Below are 26679 nucleotides of genomic sequence, written 5' to 3' on the forward strand. Positions count from 1 at the left end.
CGACGCGGCCCGGTGTGCTACGTTCCGGGTCAGAGCGCTTCGAGCTTGGCGTAGCCCAGCATCAGCCACTTGCTGCCTTCGCTGAAATTCACCTGCACCCGGGCCTGTGCGCCGGAGCCTTCGAAGTTGAGGATCACGCCTTCGCCGAACACGGCGTGGTTCACCCGCTGGCCCAGGGTGAATTCGGTCTGCGGGATGCTGGCGCCGCCGAACAGGCTGCTGGTGGACTGTTTCTGGCTGCCGCCGAAAGGCCGGCTGACGCTATTGGACAGGCGCACTTCCTGCACCAGCCCTGCTGGAATCTCGCGTACGAAGCGTGACACCTTGTTGTAGGTCTCGCTGCCATACAGGCGACGAGTCTCGGCATACGTCATGACCAGCTGCTGCATGGCACGGGTGATGCCCACATAGGCCAGGCGGCGTTCCTCTTCCAGGCGGCCAGGCTCTTCCAGGCTCATCTTGTGCGGGAACAGGCCTTCTTCCATGCCCACCAGGAACACGTGGGGGAACTCCAGACCCTTGGCGCTGTGCAGCGTCATCAGCTGAATGCTGTCTTCGTGCTCGTCGGCCTGGGTATCACCGGCTTCCAGCGAGGCGTGGCCAAGGAAAGCGGCCAGCGGGGTCAACTCTTCGTCTTCCTCGGTGGTTTCGAAGTTGCGCGCGGCGCTGACCAGTTCCTCAAGGTTTTCTACCCGTGCCTGGCCCTTTTCACCTTTTTCTTCCTGGTGATAAATGATCAGCCCCGATTGCTCGATGACGGTCTGGGTCATCAGGTGCAGGGGCATGTCCATGACCTTGGCGGCCAGGTTTTCGATCAATTCCATGAAAGCGCCCAGGGCATTGCCTGCACGGCCGGTCAGCCCCTTGTTGGCCACCAGCTGGCGCATGGACTCCCACATGGAAATCTCGGCATGGCGCGCGTGGTCGCGGATAGCTTCAACGGTCTTCTCGCCGATGCCGCGGGGCGGCACATTGATGATCCGCTCTAGCGCGGAATCATTGCCGCGCCCTTCCAGCACGCGCAGGTAAGCCATGGCGTTCTTGATTTCGGCGCGCTCGAAGAAGCGCTGGCCGCCATAGATGCGGTACGGAATGCGCTCGCGCAGCAGGGCTTCTTCCAGTACCCGCGACTGGGCGTTGGAGCGGTACAGGATGGCGATGTCACTGCGCGACATGCCGGTCTTGATGGCCGCTTCGATGGTTTCCACAACATAGCGCGCTTCGTCGTGTTCGTTGAAGGCCGCGTACAGGCTCAACGGCTCACCGTCGCCGCCATCGGTCCACAGCTCCTTGCCCAGGCGCCCGGTGTTGTTGGCGATCAGGGCGTTGGCGGCCTTGAGGATGCCGGCGGTGGAGCGATAGTTCTGCTCCAGACGGATGGTTTCCACATCCGGGAAATCCGCGGAGTATTGGTGGATATTCTCGATTTTCGCACCACGCCAGCCATAAATGGACTGGTCGTCATCGCCCACTACCATCAGGCTGTCGCCGCCCTGGGCCAGCAGTCGCAACCAGGCGTACTGCACGGCGTTGGTATCCTGGAACTCATCCACCAGCAGGTGGCGGAAGCGGCGCTGGTAGTGTTCCAGCAAGCCCTTGTTGTCACGCCACAGGTCCAGGGCGCGCAGCAGCAGTTCAGAAAAGTCGATCACCCCGGCACGGGCGCAGGCAGCCTCGTAGGCCTCGTAGATGGACTTCATGGTGCCCAGGAACAGGTCTCCGCCTGCCTGGATGTGTTGTGGGCGCAGGCCTTCGTCTTTCTGGCCATTGATGAACCATTGGGCCTGGCGCGCCGGCCAGCGCTGTTCGTCCAGCCCCAGTTCGCGGATCACGCGCTTGACCAGCCGTTGCTGGTCGTCGCTGTCCAGGATCTGGAAGTTCTGGTTCAGGTTCGCTTCCTGCCAGTGGGCCCGCAGCAGGCGGTGTGCCAGGCCGTGGAAGGTACCTACCCACATGCCGGCCGGGTTGATGCCCATCAGTTGCTCGATACGCTGGCGCATCTCGGCGGCGGCCTTGTTGGTGAACGTCACCGACAGGATCGAATGGGGGGAAGCCTGTTCGACCTGGATCAACCAGGCGATACGGTGCACCAGCACTCGGGTTTTACCGGAGCCAGCACCGGCCAGGACCAACTGACGGCCAACGGGGGCCGCCACGGCCTGACGTTGGGCATCGTTGAGGGAATTCAGCAGAAGGGAGAGGTCATCGCGCATCCGCCCATTTTAGGGTGCTGGACGAGATTGGAGCAAACCTGGCGTGCGAGTGGTCGATAAAAGACCGACGATCATCAGCACAGCGGGGCTTTGGCCGGGCATCGGGCTTGTGTATGCTCGGTGCACGTTCGGGCTTCGCACATTAATAAGAATACTGCCTATGACACTTGCTACAGGTCCCGCTTCCATGGAGGGGCAAGGGGATATTCGCCGCAAACATGCCGCCCAGCTGGCGGTGGAACGCACGCGCCTGTTGTATCAGGGCTCGCTGTTGCCCACATTGTTGATGCTGCTCAACGGTCTGGTATGCGCTTGGCTGTTGTGGGAGCCGCCGCATTACCTGCTGGTGAGCATCTGGCTGGTGTGGCTGACCGCGCTGGTGGCGATGCGCGTCATTCAGGTGGCGGCGTTCGACTCGGCGATACCGGATCGCCAGGCAGAACCCATCTGGCTACGCATGTTTCTGTTCGGCTCGTTCATCAGTGGCCTGACGCTGGCCGGGGCCGCCGTGCTGCTGGTGCCCACTGACAGCTTCGTGCAGCAGGCCTGGGTTTTCGGCCTGCTGGGTGCGGCCACCTTGTCGGCCAGCGTCGCCTATGCAGTGAGCCTGCCTGCCTTCCTGAGCTTTGCCTTGCCGTGCCTGTTACCGCCCATCGGTTTCCTGTTCCTGGTCGGTACCGGGGCACAGCATGGCTGGGGCTGGCTCGGGCTCATCCTGCTAGGGGCCTTGATCGTGGTGGCCTGGCAGGTCAACCGCTTGATCGAGCGCAACCTGATGCGCCGCTTCCAGAACCAGGACCTGATTGAGCATCTGCAGCGAGCCCAGGCCAGTAGCGCCCGCCTGAACCAGGAGCTGGCCAGGGAAGTGGAGCAGCGCCGCCACGCCGAAAGCGAGCTGCGCGAAGCCCACGTTGGCCTTGAGACCCGTGTAGCGTTGCGTAGCCAGGAACTGGATGTCGCCAACCAGGCACTGAGCAAGAGCGAGGCGCGCCTGGCGCTGGCGCTGGAGGCCAGCGAGCTGGGGTTGTGGGATTGGGACCTGCAATCGGACGAGGTACACCACACCCACGTCAAGCAGCTGTTCGGCCTGGAGCCCGAATACGTCACGGACATGCTGCGCCACCTGAAACCGCGCTTGCACCCGGAGGACGTGCCGCAGCTCAAACGCACCCTGGTCGAGCATATGAAAGGGCGTACGGACGACTACCGTATCGAGTACCGCATTCGTCATAGCGACGGTCGCTGGCGCTGGATCGAAGACCGCGGCAGGGCCGTGGAGCGTACGGAGGCGGGCAAGGTGCTGCGCATGCTCGGTACCCGCCGGGATATCAGCGCCACCAAGGCTCAGGAGGATCAGCAACGCCTGTCCGCCATGGTCTTCGAGGCATCGAGTGAAGGCATCATTATTCTCGATTGCGACTACACGGTGCTGTCAGTGAACCAGGCTTTCATCAGGATCACCGGCTACAGCCGTGACGAAGTGCTGGGCCGCAATGTCGTTGAGCTGCCTTGCAGTCGCGACGCCCGCCGCCACCATCGGCAGATTGATGATGCCCTGCAACAAATCGGGCACTGGCAGGGTGAGCTGGTGGAGGCTCGCAAGACGGGCGAGCTTTACCCGCAGTGGCTGCAGTTGAGCGTGGTGCGCGACCATCGGGAAAAGATCAGCCATGTCATCGCCTTTTGCGCCGATCTCTCAGCCCGGCGCGAGTCTGAGGAGCGCATGCGCTTCCTCACTCACTACGACGAATTGACCGGCCTGGCAAACCGCGCGCTGTTCCGCGAGCGCTTGCAGGAAGCCAGCCAGCGGGTACGCCAGGGCGGCCGCAGCCTGGCGCTGCTGCATATCAACCTGGACCGGTTCAAGCTGCTCAACGAAACCCTGGGCCACGAAACCGCCGATCAGTTGCTCAAGCAGATGGCCCGGCGCATCACCAATGCCTTGCCTGAGGCCGACACCATTGCCCGGTTGTCGGGCGACGAGTTTGCCGTGCTGTTCGACGCCTACGCCAACCTGTCCAGCCTGGCCCGGGTTACCAGCCGGTTGCTGGCCAAACTGCGCGTGCCGCAGGTCATCGAGCACCAGGAGCTGGTGGTTAGCGCGTCCATCGGAATCAGCCTGCTGCCTGACAACGCCCGGGAAGTGTCGGCCCTGGTCAGCCAGGCGATCATGGCCATGCAACACGCCAAGCACTTGGGCGGAAACAACTTCCAGTTCTATACCGAGAGCCTGCAGGCCAGCACCCTGGAGCGGCTGCAGCTTGAGCAGCAATTGCGCAAGGCGATTGATGAACAGCAGCTGGAAGTCTACTACCAGCCCAAGCTATGCCTGGAAACAGGGCGTCTCAACGGAGCCGAGGCCTTGGTGCGCTGGCGGCACCCGACCATGGGCATGGTCCCGCCCGGCGAATTCATCGGGCTGGCGGAAGAAAGCGGCCTGATCGGGCCGATTGGTGAATGGGTGTTGCGCCAGGCCTGCTGGCAAGCCTGGGAGTGGCAACGCCAGGGGCTGCGGCCCATTCGGGTGGCGGTGAACCTGTCGGTGCACCAGTTGCGTCAGGGCAAGCTGGTGAGCCTGGTGCGTCAGGTTCTGAATGATACAGGCCTTGAGCCGCGCTTCCTGGAGCTTGAGCTCACTGAAACCCAGTTGCTGGACAGCGTGGAGCACATTATCGCCACCTTCCATCAGTTGCAGGCGCTAGGGGTAAAACTGGCCATCGATGACTTCGGAACCGGCTACTCTTCCCTCAGCTACCTCAAACGCTTTCCGGTGGACTACGTGAAGATCGACCAAGCTTTCATTCGTGGCCTGGCCGAAGGTAGTGAAGATGCGGCCATTACCCGCGCCATCATCGCCATGGCCCATAGCCTGCAGCTGAAAGTGGTGGCGGAGGGTGTTGAAACGCACGCGCAACTTTCGTTTCTGAACGCGCATGGGTGTGACGAGATTCAGGGTTACCTGATCAGCAAACCGTTGGAAGCCGAGGCTTTCCGGGGCTTGCTGATGGAAGACCATGATTATGCCGGCCAGCTTGAGCAGGTTCATTCGCGAACTTGACTATCGTTTAGCTGGGCGTGTCGCAGGTCATGTAGTATAACTACAAGAAAGCTACATCGGTCTTTCGATCCTGAATGAGTCCTGTCCATTGAACCTGTTGCAACACATCGCCCAGTCTCGCCACCTGTTACGCAAGTCGGAGCTCAAGGTCGCCGACCATGTGCTGCTTGACCCTGCGGCCGTGATGCACAGTTCCATGGCAGACCTGGCGCACAACGTCGGCATCAGTGAACCGACCATCGTCCGTTTCTGCCGAGCCATTGGTTGTTCGGGGTTTCAGGACCTCAAGCTCAAACTGGCCCAGAGCCTGGCCGCGGGCGCCAGCTTCGGCCAGTTCGCCATCCACGAAGACGATTCGGTGGCTGACTACAGCCTGAAAATTTTCGACACCACGCTGCATACCCTGATGGAGGTGCGTGAGCATCTCGATGCCCAGGCCTTGCAGCGTGCCGTGACCGCCATGGCTCAGGCGCAGCGGGTGGAGTTCTATGGTTTTGGTGCTTCGGGGGCTGTGGCCGCCGATGCCCAGCACAAGTTCTTCCGGCTGTTGCTGACCGCAGCGGCCTACTCCGACCCGCACATGCAGGCCATGTCTGCCGTGACCTTGAAGCCTGGCGATGTGGCCATCTGTATCTCGCAGTCCGGCCGCTCCAAGGACTTGTTGATTACCGCCAACCTGGTGCGCGAAAGCGGCGCCACCCTGATTACCTTGTGCCCCAGCCAGACGCCGCTCGCCGAGCTGTCGACGGTCAACCTGGCCATCGACGTGCACGAAGACACCGAAATCTACACGCCGTTGACCTCGCGCATTGCCCACCTGGTCGTGATCGACGTGCTGGCCATGGGCGTGGCGATGGCCCGTGGCCCGAGCCTGGTGAACCACCTCAAGAGCGTCAAGCGCAGCTTGCGCAGCCTGCGGCTGTCGCCCAAGTCGATCAAAGCGCTCGACGACTGATCGGCGTTGGCCCCTTACCAGGCGTCACCCGTTCCGACATGACGCGCGATCCCCTGTGGGACCGGGCGAAGCTCGGGAAGCAGGCAACACAGATTTAACCGAACAGTCACACCTGTGCCCCACAATCGTAACCGCCCAAGCCCAGTCTGAACTCCCCGCACTCGAACTGGGAGACACGCAATGGCTCGTTACTTCGATGGCTCGCAGGAGCAAGGCAGCAAGCAAACCAAGCGTCAGCAGGAAGACCAGCGCCGCATGGAATTTCGCCGCGCGATCGAAAGCTATTCCGAGCAGCGCCGCCTGCTGCAGGAAATCTCCGACTACCCCGATCTCGATACCTTCAACTACTGGCAGGCGGCGTCGGCAGGCGGCCTGAAAAACGCTCAGCCAGGGCAGTGATCTGCATCCGCTCCGTACGGATGAATGCCTGGAAGGCCAAAGCCACGGGCGATAGCCGCTTGGCCTTGGCCTGCACGATGCACCAACTGCGATAGAGCGGCAGTTCTTCGACCGGTAGTTCCTTGAGCACCCCTGTGGCCAACTCCATGTTCAACGCATGGCGGGTCAACAGGGCCAGGCCAAGCCCGGCGATGACGCTTTCGCGCTGTGCATCGGCGTTGGCCACTTCCTGCGTCTGCGTGAAGTGCACGCGCTTTTCCTTGAAATACTCCTCGCAGGCCATGCGGGTGCCCGAGCCCTGTTCGCGCATCAGTAGCGTGTGTGGCTCCAGGTCCTGCAGGCGCAGGCGGTCCAGCTTGCACAGCGGGTGATCCGGTGGCGCCACGGCGACAATCGGGTTGTTCAGGAACGGCATGAACTCCAGCCCCATGTCCTGGGGCACCATCGACATGATGATCAGGTCATCGCGGTTATCCGACAGGCGACGGATGGCCTGTGCGCGATTGCATACCGTCAGGCTAAGGTTCACTTCAGGGTGCTGGCGTTTGAAAGCGGCGAACAGGTGCGGCACGAAGTACTTGGCGCTGGATTCCACTGCCAGTTTCAGCTGCCCTTGCAGCGAGCCTTGCATGTCCGACAACTGCATGTCGAAGTTTTCCAGGCGCCCGAAGATGTCGCGGCTGGCCCGTTGCAGTGCCTCGGCAGCCTCGGTGAGGTAGAGCTTTTTGCCCACGTATTCGAACAATGGCTGGCCTACCAGCTCTTCAAGCTGGCGAATCTGCAGGCTGACAGCCGGTTGTGTGAGCGACATTTCTTCTGCTGCACGGCTGTACGAGCGCAGATCGCAGACCTCGTTGAAAATCTGAAGTTGCCGTAATGTCATACGCATCAATGACTTACGCATGTATTACGCCTCGCTGCCTGCTGTCGGAAGCTGTGACTATAAGTCTTCCTTTATGGCTGACCTAACAAATATTGATTTTTATTAATTGTTGCAGGGCGCTACTGTTAATTGGCGGCTGGCCAAGCAGGCCGGGTCATGCGCAGACTGGTTTAGCCAGTCCGATAGTCAACGGTCGAGGAACATCCAAGTGATAAAAAAGATCCTGATCGCCAACCGAGGTGAAATTGCCGTACGAATAGTGCGTGCTTGCGCCGAAATGGGCATTCGCTCCGTCGCGATCTATTCCGATGCCGACCGCCATGCCTTGCACGTCAAGCGTGCCGACGAGGCATACAGTATCGGTGCCGAGCCGCTGGCCGGTTACCTGAACCCGCGCAAGCTGGTGAACCTGGCGGTGGAAACCGGCTGTGATGCCTTGCACCCCGGTTACGGGTTCCTCTCGGAAAACCCGGAGCTGGCTGACATCTGTGCCGAGCGGGGGATCAAGTTCATCGGCCCCTCGGCCGACGTCATTCGCCGCATGGGTGACAAGACCGAAGCACGCCGCAGCATGATCAAGGCCGGTGTGCCGGTCACCCCGGGTACCGAGGGCAATGTCGCCGATATCGAAGAGGCCCTTGCCGAAGGTGAGCGCATTGGTTACCCGGTGATGCTCAAGGCCACCTCCGGCGGTGGCGGTCGCGGTATTCGCCGCTGCAACAGTCGGGAAGAACTGGAACAGAATTTCCCTCGGGTCATTTCCGAGGCGACCAAGGCCTTTGGGTCGGCTGAAGTGTTCCTGGAAAAGTGCATCGTCAACCCCAAGCACATCGAGGCGCAGATCCTCGGGGATAGCTTCGGCAATGTGGTGCACCTGTTCGAGCGCGACTGTTCCATCCAGCGCCGCAACCAGAAACTTATCGAAATTGCCCCCAGCCCGCAGCTCACTCCGGAACAGCGCGCCTACATCGGCGACCTGGCGGTGCGTGCGGCCAGGGCAGTGGGTTACGAGAACGCCGGTACCGTGGAGTTCCTGCTCGCCGAGGGCGAGGTGTACTTCATGGAAATGAATACTCGGGTGCAGGTGGAGCACACCATCACCGAGGAAATAACCGGTATCGACATCGTCCGCGAGCAGATCCGCATTGCCTCCGGGCTGCCGCTGTCGGTGAAGCAGGAAGACATCCACCACCGTGGTTTCGCGTTGCAATTTCGCATCAACGCCGAAGACCCGAAGAACAATTTCTTGCCCAGCTTCGGCAAGATCACCCGTTACTACGCCCCCGGTGGCCCCGGTGTGCGTACCGACACGGCGATCTACACCGGCTACACCATTCCGCCTTTCTACGACTCCATGTGCCTGAAGCTTGTGGTGTGGGCGCTGACCTGGGAAGAAGCCATGGACCGCGGCCTGCGAGCCCTGGATGACATGCGGCTGCAAGGGGTCAAGACCACCGCCGCCTATTACCAGGAAATCCTGCGCAACCCGGAATTCCGTAGCGGCCAGTTCAATACCAGCTTCGTGGAAAGCCACCCGGAACTGACCAACTACTCGATCAAGCGCAAACCCGAAGAGCTGGCCCTGGCCATCGCCGCCGCCATCGCCGCCCACGCAGGGCTATGAACAGCAGCTGCGAGCTGCAAGTTTGAAGCTGCAAGCAGAGTGCGTGAGAACCGCTTTTGCTTGCAGCTAAAAGCTTGAAGCTTGCAGCTCATGAGGAGATACCAATGACTAAGAAGATCTTCGTTACCGACACTATCCTGCGCGACGCCCACCAGTCCCTGCTGGCGACCCGCATGCGTACTGACGACATGCTGCCCATCTGCGACAAGCTGGACAAGGTTGGCTACTGGTCGCTGGAAGTGTGGGGCGGCGCTACGTTCGACGCCTGTGTGCGCTTCCTCAAGGAAGACCCGTGGGAGCGCTTGCGCAAATTGCGCGCCGCGTTGCCCAATACCCGCCTGCAAATGCTGTTGCGTGGCCAGAACCTGCTGGGCTACCGCCACTACAGCGATGATGTTGTGCGTGCCTTCGTGGCCAAGGCAGCGGTCAACGGTATCGATGTTTTCCGCATTTTCGACGCCATGAACGATGTGCGTAACCTGCGCGTGGCCATCGAAGCGGTGAAAGCCGCTGGCAAGCACGCCCAGGGTACTATCGCCTACACCACCAGCCCGGTGCACACCATCAAGGCTTTCGTGGAACAGGCCAGGACAATGGAAGCCATGGGCTGCGACTCGGTCGCGATCAAGGACATGGCGGGCCTGCTGACCCCTTATGCCACGGGCGAACTGGTCAAGGCGCTGAAGGCTGAGCAATCGCTACCGGTATTCATCCACTCCCATGATACGGCCGGCCTGGCTGCCATGTGCCAGCTCAAGGCCGTTGAAAACGGCGCCGACCATATCGACACCGCTATCTCCAGCTTCGCCTGGGGTACCAGCCACCCGGGTACCGAGTCCATGGTCGCGGCGCTCAAGGGCAGCGAATTCGACACCGGCCTTAGCCTGGAACTGTTGCAGGAAATCGGTTTGTACTTCTACGCCGTGCGCAAGAAGTACCACCAGTTCGAAAGCGAATTCACCGCTGTCGACACCCGTGTTCAGGTGAACCAGGTGCCGGGCGGGATGATTTCCAACCTGGCCAACCAGCTCAAGGAGCAGGGCGCCCTCAACCGCATGAACGAAGTGCTGGCCGAGATACCACGTGTACGCGAAGACCTGGGCTACCCACCGCTGGTGACGCCCACCTCGCAGATCGTCGGCACCCAGGCGTTCTTCAACGTGCTGGCTGGCGAGCGCTACAAAACCATCACCAACGAGGTGAAGCTGTACCTGCAGGGCGGTTACGGCCAGGCGCCGGGCCAGGTCAACGAGAAGCTGCGTCGCCAGGCCATCGGTAGCGAAGACGTCATCGATGTGCGCCCCGCTGACCTGCTGAAGCCGGAAATGGTGCGCCTGCGTGGTGAGATCGGCACCCTGGCCACGTCGGAAGAAGACGTGCTGACTTATGCCATGTTCCCGGATATCGGCCGCAAATTCCTCGAAGAGCGCGCAGCCGGGAAGCTGACCCCTGAAGTGCTGCTGCCCATTCCGGAGCCAGGAAAAGCGCCGTCGGCTGGCGGCGAAGGCGTGCCGACCGAATTCGTCATCGACGTGCACGGTGAAACCTACCGGGTGGACATCACCGGGGTCGGGGTCAAGGCCGAGGGCAAACGCCACTTCTACCTGTCCATCGACGGCATGCCCGAGGAGGTAGTGTTCGAACCGCTCAACGAATTCGTTGGCAGCGGCATCGGCAAGCGCAAGCAGGCCAGCGAGCCGGGCCACGTCAGCACTACCATGCCGGGCAACATCGTTGATGTGCTGGTCAAGGAAGGTGACGTGGTCCGGGCTGGCCAGGCGTTGCTGATCACCGAAGCGATGAAGATGGAAACCGAAGTGCAGGCGCCGGTCGCCGGCAAGGTAGCTGCCATCCACATCGCCAAGGGCGACCGGGTGAACCCGGGCGAGATCCTGATCGAGATCGTTGGCTGACAGGACCTTGCGGTTACGATTTACCTCGGGGGGCTTCTGCCCCCTTTTTTTCGGTCGTCCAAGACAGTGCGAGCGCCCTGTCGCTTAACCGAGTGGCGGCAAATGGTCGAGGATCATTTTCTGCAACGCCTTGCAGCTGATTTTACCGCTGGCGATCTTGCTCATGCCCTTCTCGGGCAGGTAGCTCAGTTTCACGATCAGGTTTCGGCCTTGTTGTTTTTCGCGCACGGGCGCCTTCAACAGCTCGGCGATGAACCGCGCGACCTTCTCCGGTTTTGAATCCCGATACTTGGCCCATAACGCGATACCGAATTTCATGAAGTCCATGGCTACTTCATTGGGCGGGAACACGCCTTCAAAGCGCTGTTTGGGTTCGTAGAGGGCGATACCCATGTAAATATCCGACAGATTGTCAACGGAGTTGACGATGCTGCGCGAAGCCGTGCGCTCCAGCAGTTCCACGATCTGGAGGGCTGTACCCACCGTAGCGAGGGTTTTCAACCCGGCACCGACTTCCGAAAACAGGTACTGATTCTTGGAGTCCGGCACCGCCTTGGTCATTTCGCCGTGATCAAGAATGATGCTGTGATACTTGCCCAAGTGCAGTTGTGGTTGTGGAGCGCGCCACCATTCGGCGCTGTCGACATAATTGCTCATACTGATTTCCTCAATCCGTGAGTAAGACCAACCCGGTCGGAAAACCGGATTGGCGTTGGACTTACTCTCGGCGAAATCAGTATTTGCTGAAATTCGGAAAACATTCCGCAAAGGGTCATGCGACCTATCGTCGATCGCGGTAGGCCTTGCCGTAATAAGCCTCCAGCCGCGCCTGCAACAACTCCATGCCAATGGACATGATCCAGTACAGGATTGCTGCGGTGGTCAACATCTCGATGTAGCGGTAGCTTGAGCGTCCGTAGGACTGGGCCAGGAACATCACCTCCCACACCCCCATCACTGAAATCAGCGACGAGTCCTTGAGCATGGAGATGAACTGGTTCGCCGTGGGCGGGATGATGGTACGCATGGCCTGGGGGAGGGTGACGCGCCAGAAGATCTGCGCAGGGCGCAGGCCCAATGCCAAGGCTGCTTCGCGCTGGCCGGTGGCGACACCGATAATGCCGGCGCGGAAAATTTCACTCAGGTAGGCACCGTAGTTCAGGGACAGGGCGATGATACCGGCGCTGATGGCGCCTGGGACGATACCGAGCTGTGGCAACCCCAGATAGATCAGCAGGATCTGGATCAGCAGCGGTGTGCCTCGGAAGAACGACGCATAGAAACTGGCCACGCCGAAGGCCACGGCGCTGCTCGACAGGCGCGCCAGGGCCGTGACGAACCCCAGCAGCACCGACACCACGATCGAGCACACGCACAGGAACAGCGTCAGGGCCGCGCCCTGCAGGAAGCCGTTGGGCGCCAGGTGCAAGCCGATCAGGTTCGGCAACTTGTCGGCGATGATCGACAGCTTCAGGTCAAAGCTGAGGAAGAACCCGGCGAACAAACAGAACATCGCTGCCCAGGTCAGGTACAGCCGGGTGCGGAAACCGAAAACCCGTTGCAGCAGGCTCTGGCGTACCTGCTGGGGTGGGCGTGGGGGCTCGAAAGAAGTCATTTACTGATATCGGCGCCGATCCATTTCTGCGACAACTTGCTCAGGGTGCCGTCCTGCTTCAGCTCGGCGAACACCTGGCGCACCTTGGCGTCCCATTGAGCGTCACCTTTTTCGATAGCCACGGAGTTGGGCTCTTCATACAACGGCGCACCGGCCAGTTTGAAGCGTTTGTCCTGGTTCAGGCGCGGTTGGGCGGTGACCAGGTTGGTGAGGATGGCATCCAGGCGCTTGCCAGCGCCCAGCCCCAGATCCTGGAAGGCAACGTTGTCGGTGTCATAGGGTGCGACCTGAACGTTCTCGAAGGGGTAGACCAACGGTTTGTCTTCCGCGCCTTCGATCACCAGGTTCTTGTTCAGGTAGCTTTCGTAGCTGGAGGCACTGGTGAGGCCCACTTTCATGCCCGAGAGGTCCTTGGCCGAGTGAATGCGGTCATCATTGGCGTTGACCACGATCACCGCTGGCGAGGCGTAGTACTCGACCGGGAAGTCGAACACTTCGGCGCGAGCCTTGCTTGGGGTCATGGAGCAGATGCAGATGTCGTAACGACCGCTCCAGTGGCCGGCGGCGATCACGTCCCACGAGGGGGTCTCGAGGCGCAGCGTCACGCCCAGCTTCTGGGCAACGGCCTTGGCGACGTCGACGTCGAAACCGGCCAGCTGATTCTGGTCATCGAGAAACGAGAACGGTGGATAACTTTCCATCAGTACACCAACCAATTCCTTATGGTCTTGCACACGCTGCAGCGTGGCGCCCGCCAGGGCTTGAGTGGAGGCGGCAAGAGCCAGCAGGCCAAGGCCCAGCAATGCGCGTAGTTTCACGAAAGTCTCCTGAAGAAAATGGTTGTAAGTCAGACGAAGTGACGTATTAAATAGTTATAAGTAACTCGCTCATAGTGAGTTTTTTTCATATCGATATAAGCGGATTGCATATGACTCAAGCGGCAGTGGTAATTCTCGATGGTGGCATGGGCCGGGAACTGCAGCGCCGGGGGGCGCCGTTCCGCCAGCCTGAGTGGTCCGCCCTGGCACTGGGTGAGGCGCCTGAAGCGGTGCGTGATGTACACGCGGCTTATATCGACAGTGGTTCACAGGTCATCACCACCAACAGCTACGCGGTGGTGCCTTTTCATATCGGCGAAGAACGGTTTGCCCGTGAAGGTCAGGCGTTGGCTGACATTGCCGGGCGCCTGGCACGGGAAGCGGCTGACGCGGCGTCTGGCAAGGCACTCGTCGCGGGGTCGCTGCCGCCGCTGTTCGGCTCGTATCGCCCGGACTTGTTCCAGCCTCAACGTGTAGCGGAGCTGCTTCAACCCTTGGTCCTTGGCCTTTCCCCTCATGTAGACCTGTGGCTGGCCGAGACCCAGAGTTGTATCGCCGAGGCCCGTGCCATCCGCGCTGGGTTGCCGGCCGATGGCAAGCCATTCTGGCTATCGTTCACACTCAAGGATGAAGACACCGACGACGTGCCTCGTCTGCGCTCTGGGGAGCCCGTGGCGGAAGCGGCCAAAGCCGCTGTCGAACTGGGTGTGCAGACGTTGTTGTTCAACTGCAGCCAGCCGGAAGTGATCGGCGCGGCCATTGATGCTGCACGCGAAACGTTCGCTGCCCTGGGGGCCGATGTGGCCATTGGCGCTTACGCCAACGCGTTTCCGCCGCAGCCCAAGGACGCCAAGGCCAATGATGGCCTCGACGAATTGCGCGAGGACCTGGACCCGCCCGGCTACCTGCAGTGGGCCGCCGATTGGCGCGCCCGAGGTGCGACCCACATCGGTGGTTGCTGTGGCATCGGCCCGGAGCACATCGCCGTGCTGGCAGCCAGCCTCTAACCGGCGCGAAGCTCGCTCAGGCTTTTCATCTGACCGTTCGCGGTCTGGTTGGCATCTGCCAGCCAGGCTTCGAACGCGGCATGTACCGCTGGCCATTGGGCGTCGGTGATCGAATACCAGGCGGTGTCGCGGTTGCGGCCCTTGACGATCATGTGCTGCCAGAACACCCCTTCGAAGGTAAAGCCCAGGCGCTCGGCTGCCTGCCTGGAGCGGGCGTTATCGTTGTTGCACTTCCATTCCAGGCGGCGGTTACCCAGGGCGAACGCCAGCTTGGCCAGCAGGTACACCGCTTCAGTGCTTTTCGGTGTGCGCTGCATGGTCGCGCCGAACGCCACATGGCCAATCTCGATACGGCCGTGCTCCGGCACGATGGACATCAGGCTGAGGATACCCTCGGCCTGGCCCGTGGCCTTGTCGACCACCGTGTAGAACAACGGATCGCTACCGGCAGCCTGGCCCTTGAGCCAGGCATCGAACAGGCCGCGCTCGGCGAATGGGCCGTAGGGCAGGTAATCCCACAGCTTCGGGTCGGGGCCTTGCAGCGCGGACCAGAGGTCAGCGCCGTGGTGGGACGCGTCCAGTTTTTCCAAGCGAATGAAGCGGCCTTGCAGGGTGGAGCCGCTGGGCAAAACAGCAGCTTGCCAATCGGCGAGGGTGTTGGACATGGGCAGTTCCTACACAGTTTTGCGAAATTGGATAAAGCCACCGCGTTCAGCAATGCGCTCATAGAGCTGGATCGCCGTGGCATTGGTTTCATGGGTCAACCAGTGCACCTTGTTGCAGCCGTTGGCCGCGGCCGTCGCATACACATGTTCGATCAGCTTGCGGCCCACGCCCAGCCCGCGGGCCTGCTCGGTCACGTAGAGGTCCTGCAAGTAACAGGCGTTCTCGATGCTCCAGTTCGAACGATGGTAGATGAAATTCACCATGCCGACGGCGCGGTCGTTTTCCCACGCCAGGGCCGCGTTGGTGGGCTCGGCCGGGTCTAGCAAACGCTTCCAGGTGGAATCGGCGACTTCCTGGGCCAACTCGGTCTCATAGAAGCGCAGGTAGGCCTGCCACAGTGCAAGCCAGTAGGTTTGGTCGGCGGCGCTGACCGGGCGAATTTCAACAGGCATGGTGTCTCCTTACTGAGTCATGAGCTGGGCCACGGCGTTGTCCAGGGGATCGCTGCTGGCGGCGAGGCCCCGTTGCACACCGGCGATGTCTTCGGGGCTGCGGTTCTGGCTGAGCTTGCGTTTGCCTTCCAGGCGTCGGATCGGCACGCCAAACCCGACGATGGCCCTGAGCATGCCGTGCAGGTAGTCGGCTGGCGCATCCTCCACTTGCCAGGGCGCAGCCTGGCCAGCTTCGTGCTGGTTGGTCAGGCGGCTGACCAGGGCGTGCAAACGCTCTGGCTCGCTGAACACCTCGGCGTGACCGTAGGCATGCACCGCCAGGAAATTCCAGGTCGGCACCGCTTTGCCGTGCTCGGCCTTGCTGGGGTAGAAGCCAGGGCTTACGTACGCATCGGCGCCGCTGAAGATCACCATGGCTTCGCTGCCGTTGGCCAGGTCGCGCCACTGTGGGTTGGCGCGGGCCAGATGGCCACGCAGCGTGCCGAACTCACCTTCGTCGCGGTCCAGCAACAGGGGCACATGGCTGGCTAACAGGCCTTGCTCGCCATGGGTAACGACGATGGCCAGGCGGGTCTCGGCCATTTGCTGCTGCAGGCGTTCGATGTCGGTGTCGTGGAAAGCGGTGGGTAAATACATGGCTCGATCTTCCTCGGCGTGTGTGCTTATCCTAGGTAGCCAATTGGACCTTTGTAAGATCCATTTCCAGTCATTTGTGTAGGGCCAATCACGTGACCACCAGCACCGCTTCCCTGCCGTTCGACCCTGCGGGCATCCAGCTGGATGCCAAGCTGGGGCTAAGCCGAGGCCTGTATCAGGCGCTGCGGGCGCGAATACTCGATGGTCGGCTGGCCAGTGGTACCCGCATGCCGGCCAGCCGTGACCTGGCCCAGGCGCTCGCTGTATCGCGCAATACCGTGGTGCGGGCGTACGACCAGTTGTACGCCGAAGGCTTTCTTGCCGGAAGGGTGGGGGATGGTACGTATGTGGCGCTGTTGGAAGGCGTGCCCGAAAAACTATCCACAAAACTGTCCACAGGGTTATCCCTGGGTTTTTCCACAGGGTTATCCACAAAAACACCTGAAGATACTGGCTTTGTATCCAGTAAAGTTATCCACACCGCAGCGTCAAAATGCCTGGATGAGTATCATCTTCCACCCTTTCGCAGCGGTCCGCCGCGGGCATTCCGTGTCGGTGTTCCGGCGTTCGATCTCTTTCCATTTGCCACGTGGGCCAAGCTTTACGCGGCTTTCTGGCGAAACCCTGACCCTGAATTGCTTGGCTATGGCGACCCGGCCGGTGACCCTGAGCTGCGTAGCCTGATCGCGGCCTACTTGCGCAGTTCGCGGGGGTTGAACTGCCGCGCTGAGCAAATTCTGATCACCACCGGCGCGCAGGAGGCCATAAGCCTTTGTGCACAGTTGCTGGTGGACCCGGGAGACACCGTGGCGGTGGAAAATCCCGGGTACCGCGCGGCGGGTCATGCCTTCGTCAATGCCGGTGCAAAACTCAAGGGCGTGCCGGTGGATGAAGAAGGGCTGACAGGTGCGGCGCTTGAGGAAGGTGAGCCGTGCCGCATGGTCTACGTGACGCCCGCCCATCAGTACCCCACGGGCGTGACCCTGAGCCTGGCCAGGCGCCTGGCGTTGCTGGAATGGGCTGAGCGCAACCGGGGCTGGATCATCGAGGACGACTACGACGGTGAATACCGCTACAGCGGGGCGCCACTGGCACCGTTGGCCGCGCTGGATCGCAGTGGGCGGGTGCTGTATGTCGGCACGTTCGGCAAAGTGGCTTTCCCGGCGTTACGCCTCGGCTACCTGGTGGTGCCAGAGGGGTTGGTAGAGGCGTTCTCGCGCAAGCGCGCCGTGGCTCTGCGTCATTCCGAGATCGGCACTCAGCGGGTCATGGCGCGATTCATCGCCGACGGTCATTTCCAGCGCCACATTCGCCGCATGCGCCGCGCGGCATTGGCGCGGCGCGATGCCTTGTTGGGTAATTGGCCTGAGGACATCCCCGGGGTCGGCCCGCTGCCCCAAGTAAACGCGGGCCTGCACTTTACGGTGCCGGTGGAGAGCGTGGCGCGGGAGCAGCAATTGCTGGCGTCCGCAGAAGCCGTGGGGGTAGAGCTCAATGGGCTGAGCCATTACTGGCTGCCTGAGTCCGCTGAACCTGTGGGTAACCGGGCCGGCCTGGTACTCGGGTTCGCAGCCGTGGCTCCCGCTGCCACGCTGGCCGCGCTCGATCGCTTGCGCCAGGCCTGGAAAAGCTAGCATCGCCCGCACGGCAACCCCTGTGGGACCGGGCGAAGCTCGGGAAGGCCGCACTGCGGGGGCATCAGGCATACCGCGGCGCCTGGTTCCCGAGCTGGCGCCCGGTCCCACAGTGCAAGCCATGCCTGCGCGGCAACCCCTGTGGGACCGGGCGAAGCTCGGGAAGGCCGCACTGCGGGGGCATCAGGCATACCGCGGCGCCTGGTTCCCGAGCTGGCGCCCGGTCCCACAGTGGGAAGCCGTGCCCGCACGGCAACCCCTGTGGGACCGGGCGAAGCTCGGGAAGGTCACACCGCGGGGCATCAGGCATACCGCGGCGCCGGGTTCCCGAGCTGGCGCCCGGTCCCACAGTGCAAGCCATGCCTGCACGGCAACCCCTGTGGGACCGGGCGAAGCTCGGGAAGGTCACACCGCGGGGCATCAGGCATACCGCACCGCCCGGCACCTTGGGAGGGAACGCCGGGCTGGGGGATTTCTGTGCAGGTGTGGCCTAGGCCAGTTCACCACACAGATCGACTTCCATCAGGCGACGGACCTCTGCCACGGGCAAACCTGCGCCCAGCAGGGCATGCAGCTTGCCAAATGCCGCTTCGCGGGTCATGCCGCCACCGGCCAGCACCCCAGCGGTGCGCAGACCGCTGCCGGCCTCGTAGACGTCGAACTCGACGCCGCCTTCCTGGCATTGGGTCACGGCCACAATCACCACGCCACGTTCGTGAGCGGCTTTCAATGCAGCGATGAAGCCTGGGTTGTCGCATGGGCCTGTGCCGCTGCCATAGCATTCCAGCACCAGTGCCTGTACACCGCTGTCCACGACCGCCTGGAATGGCTGTGCGCCAAACCCCGGGAACAGGGGCAACACTGCGACGTTGGCCAACGCCTTGGGCTGATTGTAGGCAAGTGCCGCTGGCACCGCCTCGGCACGGGCCACGCCGCCGCTGCGCTTGAGGGCGGCGAACGGGTTGCGGCCGAAGCTGCGAACCTTGGCGCAGCGGGTAGGGGCCAGCAGCTCGCCGTGGAAGTACAACTGCACGCCGTGGCGCAGGCCCTCGGCAAGCATCACCAGCGCGCCGTTGATGTTTTCCCAGGCGTCACTGTCCGGTACACCGGCAGGCAGCATGGAGCCGGTGAACACCACTGGTGCCGGCAGGCCCAGCAATTGGAAGCTCATGGCCGCCGCACTGTAGGCAAGGGTGTCGGTACCGTGCAGCACCAGCACCGCGTCGCAACCGTCCACTTCCACGGCCTGTACCACGGCCTCGCGCAGCCGCTGCCAATAGTCCGGGGTCATGTTGGCGCTGTCGATCAGCGGCAGCAGTTCACGGAACTGCCAGGCCGGGATGGCCAGGTCCGGGTGGTCGGCCAGTTGCTCGCGCAGGCGCTGTTCGAAGCCCGAGGCCGGAGCCAGGCCATTGGCGGTGGCTTGCATGCCGATGGTGCCACCGGTGTAGAGCACCATGACCTGGCGCGCGGGTACTGCTTGGGCTGGGTTCATGTCCCGGTCTCCTCACGAATGACGCCGGTATGGTCGAGCAGGGCTTCGACCACCAGCTGGGTGACATCGACCAGTTGTTTGTCAGTATCGATATCGGCAATCAACGGCAGTTCGGTGCACGCCAGCAGCACCGTGTCAGATTCGATGCCCTCCAGCATGCGGCTGAAACGCGGCCTGAGATCCGGATGTTTCGGTCCCAGTGCCTTGATGTCGTAGATAAGTTGATGCAAGGCCTGGGCCGGCGCTGGCTCGAATGCCACGTGCTGGCGCAGCGAGCGGTAGGGCGACCAATCGCCCAGCTCGGCCACGGGCCTGGCGCCCAGCAGACATACGCGCTGCTGGCCGGTGCGGCGCAGGAAGGCTTCCAGTACGTCGCAGAATGAGACGAACGTGGTTTGCAGGTTCAGGGCGCGAATGCGTTCGGCAAACAGGTTCAAGGTGTTGCAGGCGATGGCGAAGGCCGTTACCTTGCCGTCCAGGGCGAGCACGTCCTGGCGCAATGCATTCCACACTTGCTGTTCGGTTTTTTGCAGTTCCATCGACAACCCCAGTTCGGGGTCCGAGAGGATTGACACCGCAGGGGCGTCCAGGTCGCCGCGAAACGCCTGGCCAAGGCGGCGACGGTTTTCATCCAGCAACTTGGCCCACATGTCCATCCCGGCTTCAGGCCCCGAGCCGGTGATGATCCCGAGCCTGGGCCGGGCGACATAGTCGCCCGGGGCCAGGTCGGTGGGCATGAATGCCCCGGCCATGTCAGCGTGAAGCCTGGGCCAGGTTTGCTGCGTTTTCAGCGGCTGCCGGTGCCGAGACGGCGGGCCAGGCCTTGGCGTCGATGTCCAGGTCCGGGAACTTCGCTGCGTCGAACACCGGGGTCTTGATTCCGGCCTTGCGCTGGGCGTCGTAGTCGGCCAGCAGGCGCAGGCCGACATTGAACAGCAGGGCCAGGGCGATGAGGTTGACGAACGCCAACAGGGTCATGGTGATGTCGGCGAAGGCAAACACGGTGCTCAAGTCTTCCACCGCGCCCCACACGATCAGCGCCAATACCAGTGCGCGGTAGCCGATCAGCGCCTTGCGGTTTTCCCCGACCAGGAAGCGCAGGCTGTTTTCGCCCAGGTAGTAGTTGTAGAGGATCGAGGTGAACACGAACAGTGCCAGCGCCACGCTGATGAACATGCGGCCCCAGTCACCGACCACGGCGGCCAGCGAGTTCTGGGTCAGGGCGATGCCATCACCTTCGAAGCCTGGGGTGTAGAAGCCCGACAGCAGAATCAGCAGGGCAGTACAGGTGCAGATCACGAAGGTGTCCAGAAACACGCTGAACGCCTGAACCACACCTTGAGCGATCGGGTGCTCGACCTGTGCCACGGCAGCCACGTTCGGGGCGCTGCCCAGACCGGCTTCGTTGGCGAATACGCCGCGCTTCACGCCCATCACGATGGCGCTGCCCACCAGGCCGCCGAAGGCCTGATCGAAGCCGAAGGCGCTCTTGACGATGGTTTCCAGCATGGCGGGCACGTGTTCGAACTGCAGGCCGATCACGTACAGGGTCACGCCGATGTACACCAGGGTCTTGACCGGTACCAGCAGGTCGGCAACCTTGGCGATACGCTTGATGCCGCCCACGAAAACCAGGCCCAGCAGCACGGCCAGCGCGATGCCGGTCTTGCCGACGTCCAGGCCGAAGGCGTTGTTCAGCGAGTGGGTCACGGCGTGGGATTGCAGGCCGTTGAAGGCAAAGCCGAAGGTCACCAGCAGCAGGATAGCCATCAGCATGCCAACCTTGCGGTTGCCCAGGCCGTGCTGGATGTAATACGAAGGGCCGCCGCGGTACTGGCCCTCGGAGTCGCAGCGCTTGTACAGCTGGCCCAGGGTGCACTCGAAGAAGCTGCTGGACATACCCACCAGGGCGGTGACCCACATCCAGAACACAGCGCCCGGGCCGCCCAGGGTAACGGCGATGCCGACACCCGCGATGTTGCCCGCGCCCACACGGCCGGCCAGGCTGAGCATCAGCGCCTGGAACGAGCTGAGCTGCCCCGAGCTGCTTTTCAGGCTGTCGCGGAACACGGCGAACATGTGGAAGAAGTGACGAAGCTGGACGAAACGCGAGCGGATCGTGAAGTAGCTGCCGAGGCCGACAATAAGCACGATCAGTACTTTGCCCGAGAGGAAGTCGTTGATGACTTCAAGCATGGAGTAATCCTCGCTGTTTGTTTTTTTATGTTGGCGAATTTGCCTGGTACGGGTGCAATGCCCAACGCCCGATTCAGGGCGCAAATGGTTGGCGATTGACCCGTTTGGAGCAATTTCGCGGGTTGATGGAAAATGATGCTACTTGATGCTACCTTCGCGCTCCTTGGCGCCATTTCGACGAGCTGCTCATGCGTGAATACCTCCCGGCCAACCTGCAACTGCTGTGTCGGCACTATCCGTCCATAGCCGAGGTATGCCGGCGCCTGGATATCAACCGTGCGCAGTTCAACAAATACCTCAGCGGCCAAAGTGTGCCGACGCCCTACAACCTCAAGCGCATCTGCGACTTTTTCGGGGTCGAGGAGTACGAGATCGGGTTGCCGGAAGAACAGTTCACCCGGTTGATCGGCGTGCGCAATCGTCATGTCGTGGAGCCCTTGCAGGCCTCCGGGCCGCAACGTGCCCTGGAGCATCTGCGCCAGCGTTCTTCGCCCGATCTGGCCGCGCATGTGGGGTACTACTACGAGTACTACCACTCCATGTCGGTTCCTGGGCGCATCCTGTGCTCGCTCGTGCACCTGCGCGAGGAGGGCGGGCACTATACCTATGAGCGCAGCGAACGTCTGCAATCACCGGCCGCCAAAGGTGAAGATTACGAGCGTTATCGCTACTTGGGCGTGGCCTATTCGCTGCAGAATCGGCTGTTTTTCGTGGATTACGAGTCGCTGACGTCCAATGAAATCTGCCAGACGGTGCTGATCCCCAGCTACAAGGCGCGCATCAAGCGGCTCAATGGCTTGAAGATAGGCGTCTCTTCCGCGGACCATCGCGCGCCGGCCTGCACCCGGGTGGTGTGGGAGTTTCTGGGCAAGGACATCAATCGCGTCGAGGCGTACCAGCGCGTGCGCCTGTACCTGCCGGACGACCCGGAGATCGACAGCGACCTGCGCGAGCGCCTGGCGCAGACGCAGGTGGTGGATGGGTTGTTCCAGATTGGATAGCGCGCGAATCCTGTAGCCGCTGCCGCCAGGCTGCGGCTACAGAGGTTGCGGTGGCGGGGCAAGTCAGAAGTAGTAACCGATGTTCACGTTGGTGCGGTAGTACCACTCGTTGCTTCCGCTCGACGAGGTGCTGGTCCAGCCGGTGCCGTTTTCCGAACCGCCAAAGGGGTTGGCGTTCTTCGCCCAGGTAAAATCGACCCAAGCCATGATCGGCATGGCGATGAATTGCGCGCCCACGGTGAACATCTGCGAGTCGTCCCAGCCGCTCTTGTCTTTCATCATGCGGCTGTAGTCGTTGTAGAGCTTGATCTTCTTCAGTTGCCCCAGCGCCGGGGTGTAGATGTCGTAGCCAACGTTGACCGAGGCAAGGGTAGCCTTGGCAGCGATCAGGTAGGCAGGGGTCAGGCCGTTGCCGCCCATCAGAACAGAATCATCGCTCACGCCTGTCGGGTTCTTCGGATCGTATTCATAGCGAATGGCTTGGCCTGTGACCGACCAGGGGCCTTTATTGAAGATACCGTGGACCCCCGCCGCCCAGTAGCTGCCATTGTCGTCGGTAGTGGCGTTGTACAGTTGGGAAGCGGCCAGCGATGCGCCGATTTCAGTGCTCCAGTCGCTGCCACGGAAGGTACGCGCAACGCGGGCATTGATCTGGTTGCGCTTTTCATTGTCCTGGCGCGACTGAGTGATGGCCACGGCATTGTTGTCGAGGTCGGCGTAGCGGCCGATTTCAGGCGAGTAGCGCAGGTCGGAAGGCAACATGCGTGGGAAATAACCCAGTTGCAAGTCCCAGTTCTTGTCCTTGTAACTGTATTTGAGACCAGTACCGGCACTCACGCCATAGCCCATGAAAAAGGGAATATGGTAACTCCAGCCGAACTGTGGGTAAGGTTCCAGGCCAAAAGGCTTGAAGGGTGCGCCCAGTTGCAAGTTCGAAGCGCTGTCAAAGCGGTACCCGACGTAGCCGTGGTCCACTGAGTGTTTGCCATCATCCTGAAACCAATAACCGATGTCGCCATAGGCCTGTTTATAAGTGGCTTTTATATCAAGGCGGAAGGTATCAAAGAGAAATCGACCATTGTTTTCTGTGGTCTTCCAATGTTCATCACGATAATTGGTGCGTAATGCTCCACCTATATCGAGGCTGCTATCGCCATCGTCGCTTCGCCAGGAAATATGTGGAAATGGTTTTTTCACGTCACTGGGCACATCGGGCGCCGCAGGCCCGGGTTCGGCCGCCAGTGCGGCGAAGCTGTTGAATATCAGGCCCAAGCAAATCATAGTCTTTTTCATTACGTTCCCCAACCCTGCCAAATCATTTCGGTTACAAAGCAACAGGCAACAGGACGCTGCGGCGCGGATAACGCACCAAGGTCGCGCCACACTCGTCAATAACAAGGGGTTCACTGTTTTATCGGTGGATCACCGTCTTGCGTGTGAACTCGGTAATGATTTAGCAGGAACTATGCCAGCGCCAAATATCAATGATCATTTAATTTAACTTCTTGTCTTTCAATGCTTTACATGTGAAACGGTACCGTATGTATCGTCCTTGGAACGTCTGCCGGACGCGGTAACCATCGCGTGCTTCTTTAGTGCACAAGGGCCACAAACAGGGCATAAAAAAGCCGGCCTTGGAGGCCGGCTGAACACTGCGTTATTGGATCATATATTCAGTACAAGTCGCTGACTCTTGCACCCCGATACACACACCATCATGGACTTGTTGGCCGCTCGTTCCGCCTTGGTCAATACACCATCACGGTGGTCGACGTCGCCTTCCAGTACTTTGGTTTCACACGAGCCGCACACGCCTTCTCTGCAGCTGTAATCAATATCACAACCGGCTTCCAGTAATACATCGAGCAAGTTCAAACCGGGTTCTACCTTCAGTGTTTTCCCCGACCTGGCCAGTTCCACGCTGTAACTTGCTTGCGCCTCATCACTCGGCGGCACTTGTTCGGCGGCGAAGCGCTCGATATGGGCGTGTGGATAACCCAGACGCTCGCAAGTGCTCTCGAAGGCATCCAGCATCGGTGTCGGGCCACAGCAGTAGAAATGGGTGTCGCTGGGCTGGTCGGCCAGGTAATGGGACAAGTCGGGCAGTGCACCTTTTTCGTCGTTGAAGTGGTAAACCACATTGGCGTCGAGGCTGGTGAGCTCCTCCACCAGTGCTGCCTCCTGTCGCGACCGGGCGCAGTAGATCAGTTGCGCCGATTTTCCCAAGGCCAGCAGTTGGCGAAACATGCAGTAGACCGGCGTGATCCCGATGCCACCCGCTACCAGCACGCTGTGCTTGGCGGTCAGGTCGAGGAAAAAATTGTTGCGGGGCCTGGAAATCGTCAGTTGCATGCCCACCCGTACTTGAGTGTGCACATACTCGGAACCACCGCGGCCGTTGCGATCACGCAGGATACCCACTACATAACGACTCTGGTCGGTTGGCGAGTTGAGCAGGGAATAGCTGCGCACCAGGCCGTTAGGCAGGTGCAGGTCAATGTGCGAGCCGGCCTCGAAAGGGGGGAACACGGTATCGCCGAAAGGGGTCAGCTCAACGCTGATGATGCCTTCTGCTTCATGGCGCAGGGTGCGAACCCGCGCGGTGAGGGTGTTGGAATTGGACATGGGTCAGCTCTCCTGCGCCGCACGTAGATCAATATCGAGCCGGGCACTGGCTTCGATTTCCACCACCAGCTCAGGGAATACCAAAGCACTCACTTCAACCAGGGTGGAGGTAGGGAAATGGGCAAAGCCGTGAAAGAATTCACGGCGTGCGCGGCCCACTTCGTCCTTGTCGGCGATGGCCGTCAGGTACACCGTGAGCCGGTAGATATTGCCGATATGGCCGCCAGCTGCTTCGACCAGAGCGCGAGCCTTGTTCAGCACCAGCAGGGTTTGCTCATACACGCCCAGCGGTGCGCCGGCCAGTGCGGCAGTACGTGTGGCGGGATGCCCGGTCATGCCGGACATCACCACCTCATTGCCGATCAGCAGGGCATTGCACCAACTGGCCGTGGCCAGTTCGGGCCGGCTCGACGCCTGAATGCGCTGAACAGGGGCGCTCATGGCAGTTGCTTCGCTTCGATCAGTTCAAGCTGGGCCTTGGCCTGGCTCTTCAGGTAGCGGCGCAGGCGCACTACGCCGAGATCGTGCTGGTAGAGGTTTTCGCGCTGGTTGGCGTCCGGCTCCATGAACTCCAGCAATACCCGGTCTTGCTCCAGCACGGCCCAGTGGCGGGCTTCCAGGCGGTTTTTGTAGAGGAAACGCCAGGTATCGCGCTGCCAGCCGGTGAGCGGGCGGGCGCGCCAGTGGAACACCGCCGCCAGGGAACGGCTGCTGGGGGTATAGCTGCCGATAATGGTGAAATTGCCACCGGGGCCGCCCGTTTTCGGGTAGGGGATTTCCAGCCGCAGCCAGTGGCAGCCGTTATCGAGGAATTCGGTCCAGTCGAAGTTGACGCCGCGCTGGCCTTCTTTCTCGAAGAAGAACCCCTGGTCTGTGTCGCGGGTGACGAACTTGGCGGTGGCTTCGCCCTCGCTCATGGAGTGAGACATCTTGTGCAGGTAGGTGCCGTGCATCGGGTCCATGACGTTATCGAGCACGTAGCGGTAGTCGCCTTTCCATTCGGTGTAGCACAGGAAGCTGCTCCACTCGGGGGAGGTCAGTTGCTCGGGCAGCACCAATTCCGGCGGCGTGTCCAGATGGGGGTCGGTGGCATTGAACAGGAAGATGGCGCCCGCCGCCTCACGGGTATGAAACATGCGCGTGGGACGCGCGCCTTCCAATTTGCAACCCGGGCTGCCGGGCACCTTGGTGACAGTGCCGTCGCAGCGTACTTCGACGCCGTGGTAAGGACATTGCAGGCGGTCGCCCAGTACCGGGCCCTGGGATAGCGGCGCACCGCGGTGAGGGCAGTGGTCTTCCAACGCATGCACCCGGCCATCGTTATCGCGCCACAAAGCGATCTTGTAGCCGAGGCGCCGAACAGAAAGCGGTTTGTCACCCAGCAACTCGGAAGGGATTACCGGGAACCACAGGTCTTTCAGGCCGTTGGCCAAGAGGTTCTCAACAGGGTCAGCGGTCACGTGCATATTCATGTTCTTTTACCTCGGCG

At 61.3% G+C, this 26679-nt stretch carries 23 protein-coding genes; 8 read left to right on the forward strand and 15 right to left on the reverse strand.

The genetic code is table 11. The annotated features are described in order from the left end of the window. Positions 1-29: 29 nt before the first annotated feature. Entirely contained in the window at positions 30-2213 is a 2184-nt protein-coding gene (uvrD, locus tag QBK88_RS06610; protein WP_277961417.1) for a DNA helicase II, read from the reverse strand. A gap of 187 nt (positions 2214-2400) precedes the next feature. On the opposite strand from uvrD, the gene QBK88_RS06615 reads away from it, so the two are divergent. The 3 genes from QBK88_RS06615 to QBK88_RS06625 all read left to right on the forward strand — a co-directional run bounded on the left by QBK88_RS06615 (position 2401) and on the right by QBK88_RS06625 (position 6625). Next, positions 2401-5271: a putative bifunctional diguanylate cyclase/phosphodiesterase gene (locus QBK88_RS06615; RefSeq protein ID WP_445764903.1), complete on the forward strand. Its 2871-nt coding sequence runs from the start codon at positions 2401-2403 to the stop codon at positions 5269-5271. Positions 5272-5359: 88 nt separating this feature from the next. Next, entirely contained in the window at positions 5360-6226 is an 867-nt protein-coding gene (hexR, locus tag QBK88_RS06620) for a transcriptional regulator HexR (protein WP_158152959.1), read from the forward strand. A 180-nt stretch (positions 6227-6406) separates the two neighbouring features. Continuing rightward, entirely contained in the window at positions 6407-6625 is a 219-nt protein-coding gene (locus QBK88_RS06625; RefSeq protein ID WP_268146934.1) for a PA3496 family putative envelope integrity protein, read from the forward strand. Here the strand turns inward: QBK88_RS06625 and QBK88_RS06630 are convergent. Further along, entirely contained in the window at positions 6567-7529 is a 963-nt protein-coding gene (locus tag QBK88_RS06630) for a LysR family transcriptional regulator (protein WP_277961419.1), read from the reverse strand. The genes QBK88_RS06625 and QBK88_RS06630 overlap by 59 nt on opposite strands. Positions 7530-7716: 187 nt before the next feature. Here QBK88_RS06630 and QBK88_RS06635 point away from each other — a divergent pair, with 187 nt between their 5' ends. Both QBK88_RS06635 and oadA read left to right on the forward strand, forming a co-directional pair. Then, entirely contained in the window at positions 7717-9132 is a 1416-nt protein-coding gene (locus tag QBK88_RS06635; RefSeq protein ID WP_277961420.1) for an acetyl-CoA carboxylase biotin carboxylase subunit, read from the forward strand. A gap of 104 nt (positions 9133-9236) precedes the next feature. Beyond that, on the forward strand, positions 9237-11045 hold the full coding sequence (gene oadA, locus QBK88_RS06640; RefSeq protein WP_277961421.1) for a sodium-extruding oxaloacetate decarboxylase subunit alpha: 1809 nt from the start codon (positions 9237-9239) through the stop codon (positions 11043-11045). Between the two features lie 84 nt (positions 11046-11129). Here the strand turns inward: oadA and QBK88_RS06645 are convergent, their stop codons facing one another. From QBK88_RS06645 to QBK88_RS06655, 3 genes are all read right to left on the reverse strand, one after another. Further along, on the reverse strand, positions 11130-11702 hold the full coding sequence (locus QBK88_RS06645) for a hypothetical protein (protein ID WP_277961422.1): 573 nt from the start codon (positions 11700-11702) through the stop codon (positions 11130-11132). 124 nt (positions 11703-11826) lie between these two features. After that, positions 11827-12660: an amino acid ABC transporter permease gene (locus QBK88_RS06650; RefSeq protein ID WP_277961423.1), complete on the reverse strand. Its 834-nt coding sequence runs from the start codon at positions 12658-12660 to the stop codon at positions 11827-11829. Further along, a complete protein-coding gene (locus QBK88_RS06655) occupies positions 12657-13478 on the reverse strand; it encodes an ABC transporter substrate-binding protein (protein ID WP_277961424.1) in 822 nt (273 codons plus the stop codon). The genes QBK88_RS06650 and QBK88_RS06655 overlap by 4 nt, the downstream gene beginning before the upstream one ends. A 110-nt stretch (positions 13479-13588) precedes the next feature. On the opposite strand from QBK88_RS06655, the gene QBK88_RS06660 reads away from it, so the two are divergent. Further along, positions 13589-14485, forward strand: coding sequence for a homocysteine S-methyltransferase family protein (locus QBK88_RS06660; protein ID WP_277961425.1), 897 nt, complete (start codon positions 13589-13591; stop codon positions 14483-14485). On the opposite strand, the gene QBK88_RS06665 is transcribed toward QBK88_RS06660, so the two are convergent. From QBK88_RS06665 to QBK88_RS06675, 3 genes are read right to left on the reverse strand one after another with little or no spacing between them, the layout of a single operon-like run. Next, entirely contained in the window at positions 14482-15150 is a 669-nt protein-coding gene (locus QBK88_RS06665; RefSeq protein WP_277961426.1) for a GNAT family N-acetyltransferase, read from the reverse strand. The two genes, QBK88_RS06660 and QBK88_RS06665, sit on opposite strands and share 4 nt — an antisense overlap. Before the next feature lie 9 nt (positions 15151-15159). Continuing rightward, positions 15160-15603, reverse strand: coding sequence for a GNAT family N-acetyltransferase (locus tag QBK88_RS06670; protein ID WP_277961427.1), 444 nt, complete (start codon positions 15601-15603; stop codon positions 15160-15162). 9 nt (positions 15604-15612) lie between these two features. Then, on the reverse strand, positions 15613-16239 hold the full coding sequence (locus QBK88_RS06675; RefSeq protein WP_277961428.1) for an FMN-binding negative transcriptional regulator: 627 nt from the start codon (positions 16237-16239) through the stop codon (positions 15613-15615). A 92-nt stretch (positions 16240-16331) separates the two neighbouring features. On the opposite strand from QBK88_RS06675, the gene pdxR reads away from it, so the two are divergent. Then, complete coding sequence (pdxR, locus tag QBK88_RS06680) at positions 16332-17873, forward strand: MocR-like pyridoxine biosynthesis transcription factor PdxR (RefSeq protein WP_277961429.1); 1542 nt, start codon at positions 16332-16334, stop codon at positions 17871-17873. Between the two features lie 490 nt (positions 17874-18363). On the opposite strand, the gene QBK88_RS06685 is transcribed toward pdxR, so the two are convergent. The 3 genes from QBK88_RS06685 to QBK88_RS06695 are packed head-to-tail and all read right to left on the reverse strand — an operon-like array spanning position 18364 to position 21564. Then, a complete protein-coding gene (locus tag QBK88_RS06685) occupies positions 18364-19368 on the reverse strand; it encodes an asparaginase (RefSeq protein WP_277961430.1) in 1005 nt (334 codons plus the stop codon). Beyond that, positions 19365-20105 (reverse strand): aspartate/glutamate racemase family protein, encoded by a 741-nt coding sequence (locus tag QBK88_RS06690; RefSeq protein WP_277961431.1) that lies wholly within the window; start codon positions 20103-20105, stop codon positions 19365-19367. The genes QBK88_RS06685 and QBK88_RS06690 overlap by 4 nt, the downstream gene beginning before the upstream one ends. Before the next feature lie 16 nt (positions 20106-20121). Then, positions 20122-21564 (reverse strand): alanine/glycine:cation symporter family protein, encoded by a 1443-nt coding sequence (locus QBK88_RS06695; RefSeq protein ID WP_268146961.1) that lies wholly within the window; start codon positions 21562-21564, stop codon positions 20122-20124. Between the two features lie 188 nt (positions 21565-21752). Here QBK88_RS06695 and QBK88_RS06700 point away from each other — a divergent pair, with 188 nt between their 5' ends. Continuing rightward, positions 21753-22565, forward strand: a complete 813-nt coding sequence (locus QBK88_RS06700; protein ID WP_277961432.1) for a helix-turn-helix domain-containing protein — start codon at positions 21753-21755, stop codon at positions 22563-22565. A gap of 63 nt (positions 22566-22628) precedes the next feature. Here the strand turns inward: QBK88_RS06700 and QBK88_RS06705 are convergent, their stop codons facing one another. The 4 genes from QBK88_RS06705 to QBK88_RS06720 all read right to left on the reverse strand — a co-directional run bounded on the left by QBK88_RS06705 (position 22629) and on the right by QBK88_RS06720 (position 26662). Continuing rightward, positions 22629-23858 (reverse strand): hypothetical protein, encoded by a 1230-nt coding sequence (locus QBK88_RS06705; RefSeq protein WP_277961510.1) that lies wholly within the window; start codon positions 23856-23858, stop codon positions 22629-22631. A 372-nt stretch (positions 23859-24230) separates the two neighbouring features. Beyond that, on the reverse strand, positions 24231-25190 hold the full coding sequence (locus QBK88_RS06710; protein ID WP_277961433.1) for a PDR/VanB family oxidoreductase: 960 nt from the start codon (positions 25188-25190) through the stop codon (positions 24231-24233). A gap of 3 nt (positions 25191-25193) precedes the next feature. After that, the gene (locus QBK88_RS06715) at positions 25194-25631 is read right to left on the reverse strand and encodes a Rid family hydrolase (RefSeq protein WP_277961434.1); all 438 of its coding nucleotides are present in this window, start codon (positions 25629-25631) and stop codon (positions 25194-25196) included. Next, positions 25628-26662: an aromatic ring-hydroxylating oxygenase subunit alpha gene (locus tag QBK88_RS06720; protein ID WP_277961435.1), complete on the reverse strand. Its 1035-nt coding sequence runs from the start codon at positions 26660-26662 to the stop codon at positions 25628-25630. Before QBK88_RS06720 ends, QBK88_RS06715 begins: the two co-directional genes overlap by 4 nt. Between the last annotated feature and the right edge of the window lie 17 nt (positions 26663-26679).

This window comes from Pseudomonas sp. RIT-To-2 (genome assembly GCF_029623465.1).
GTDB classification, from domain to species: domain Bacteria; phylum Pseudomonadota; class Gammaproteobacteria; order Pseudomonadales; family Pseudomonadaceae; genus Aquipseudomonas; species Aquipseudomonas silvicola.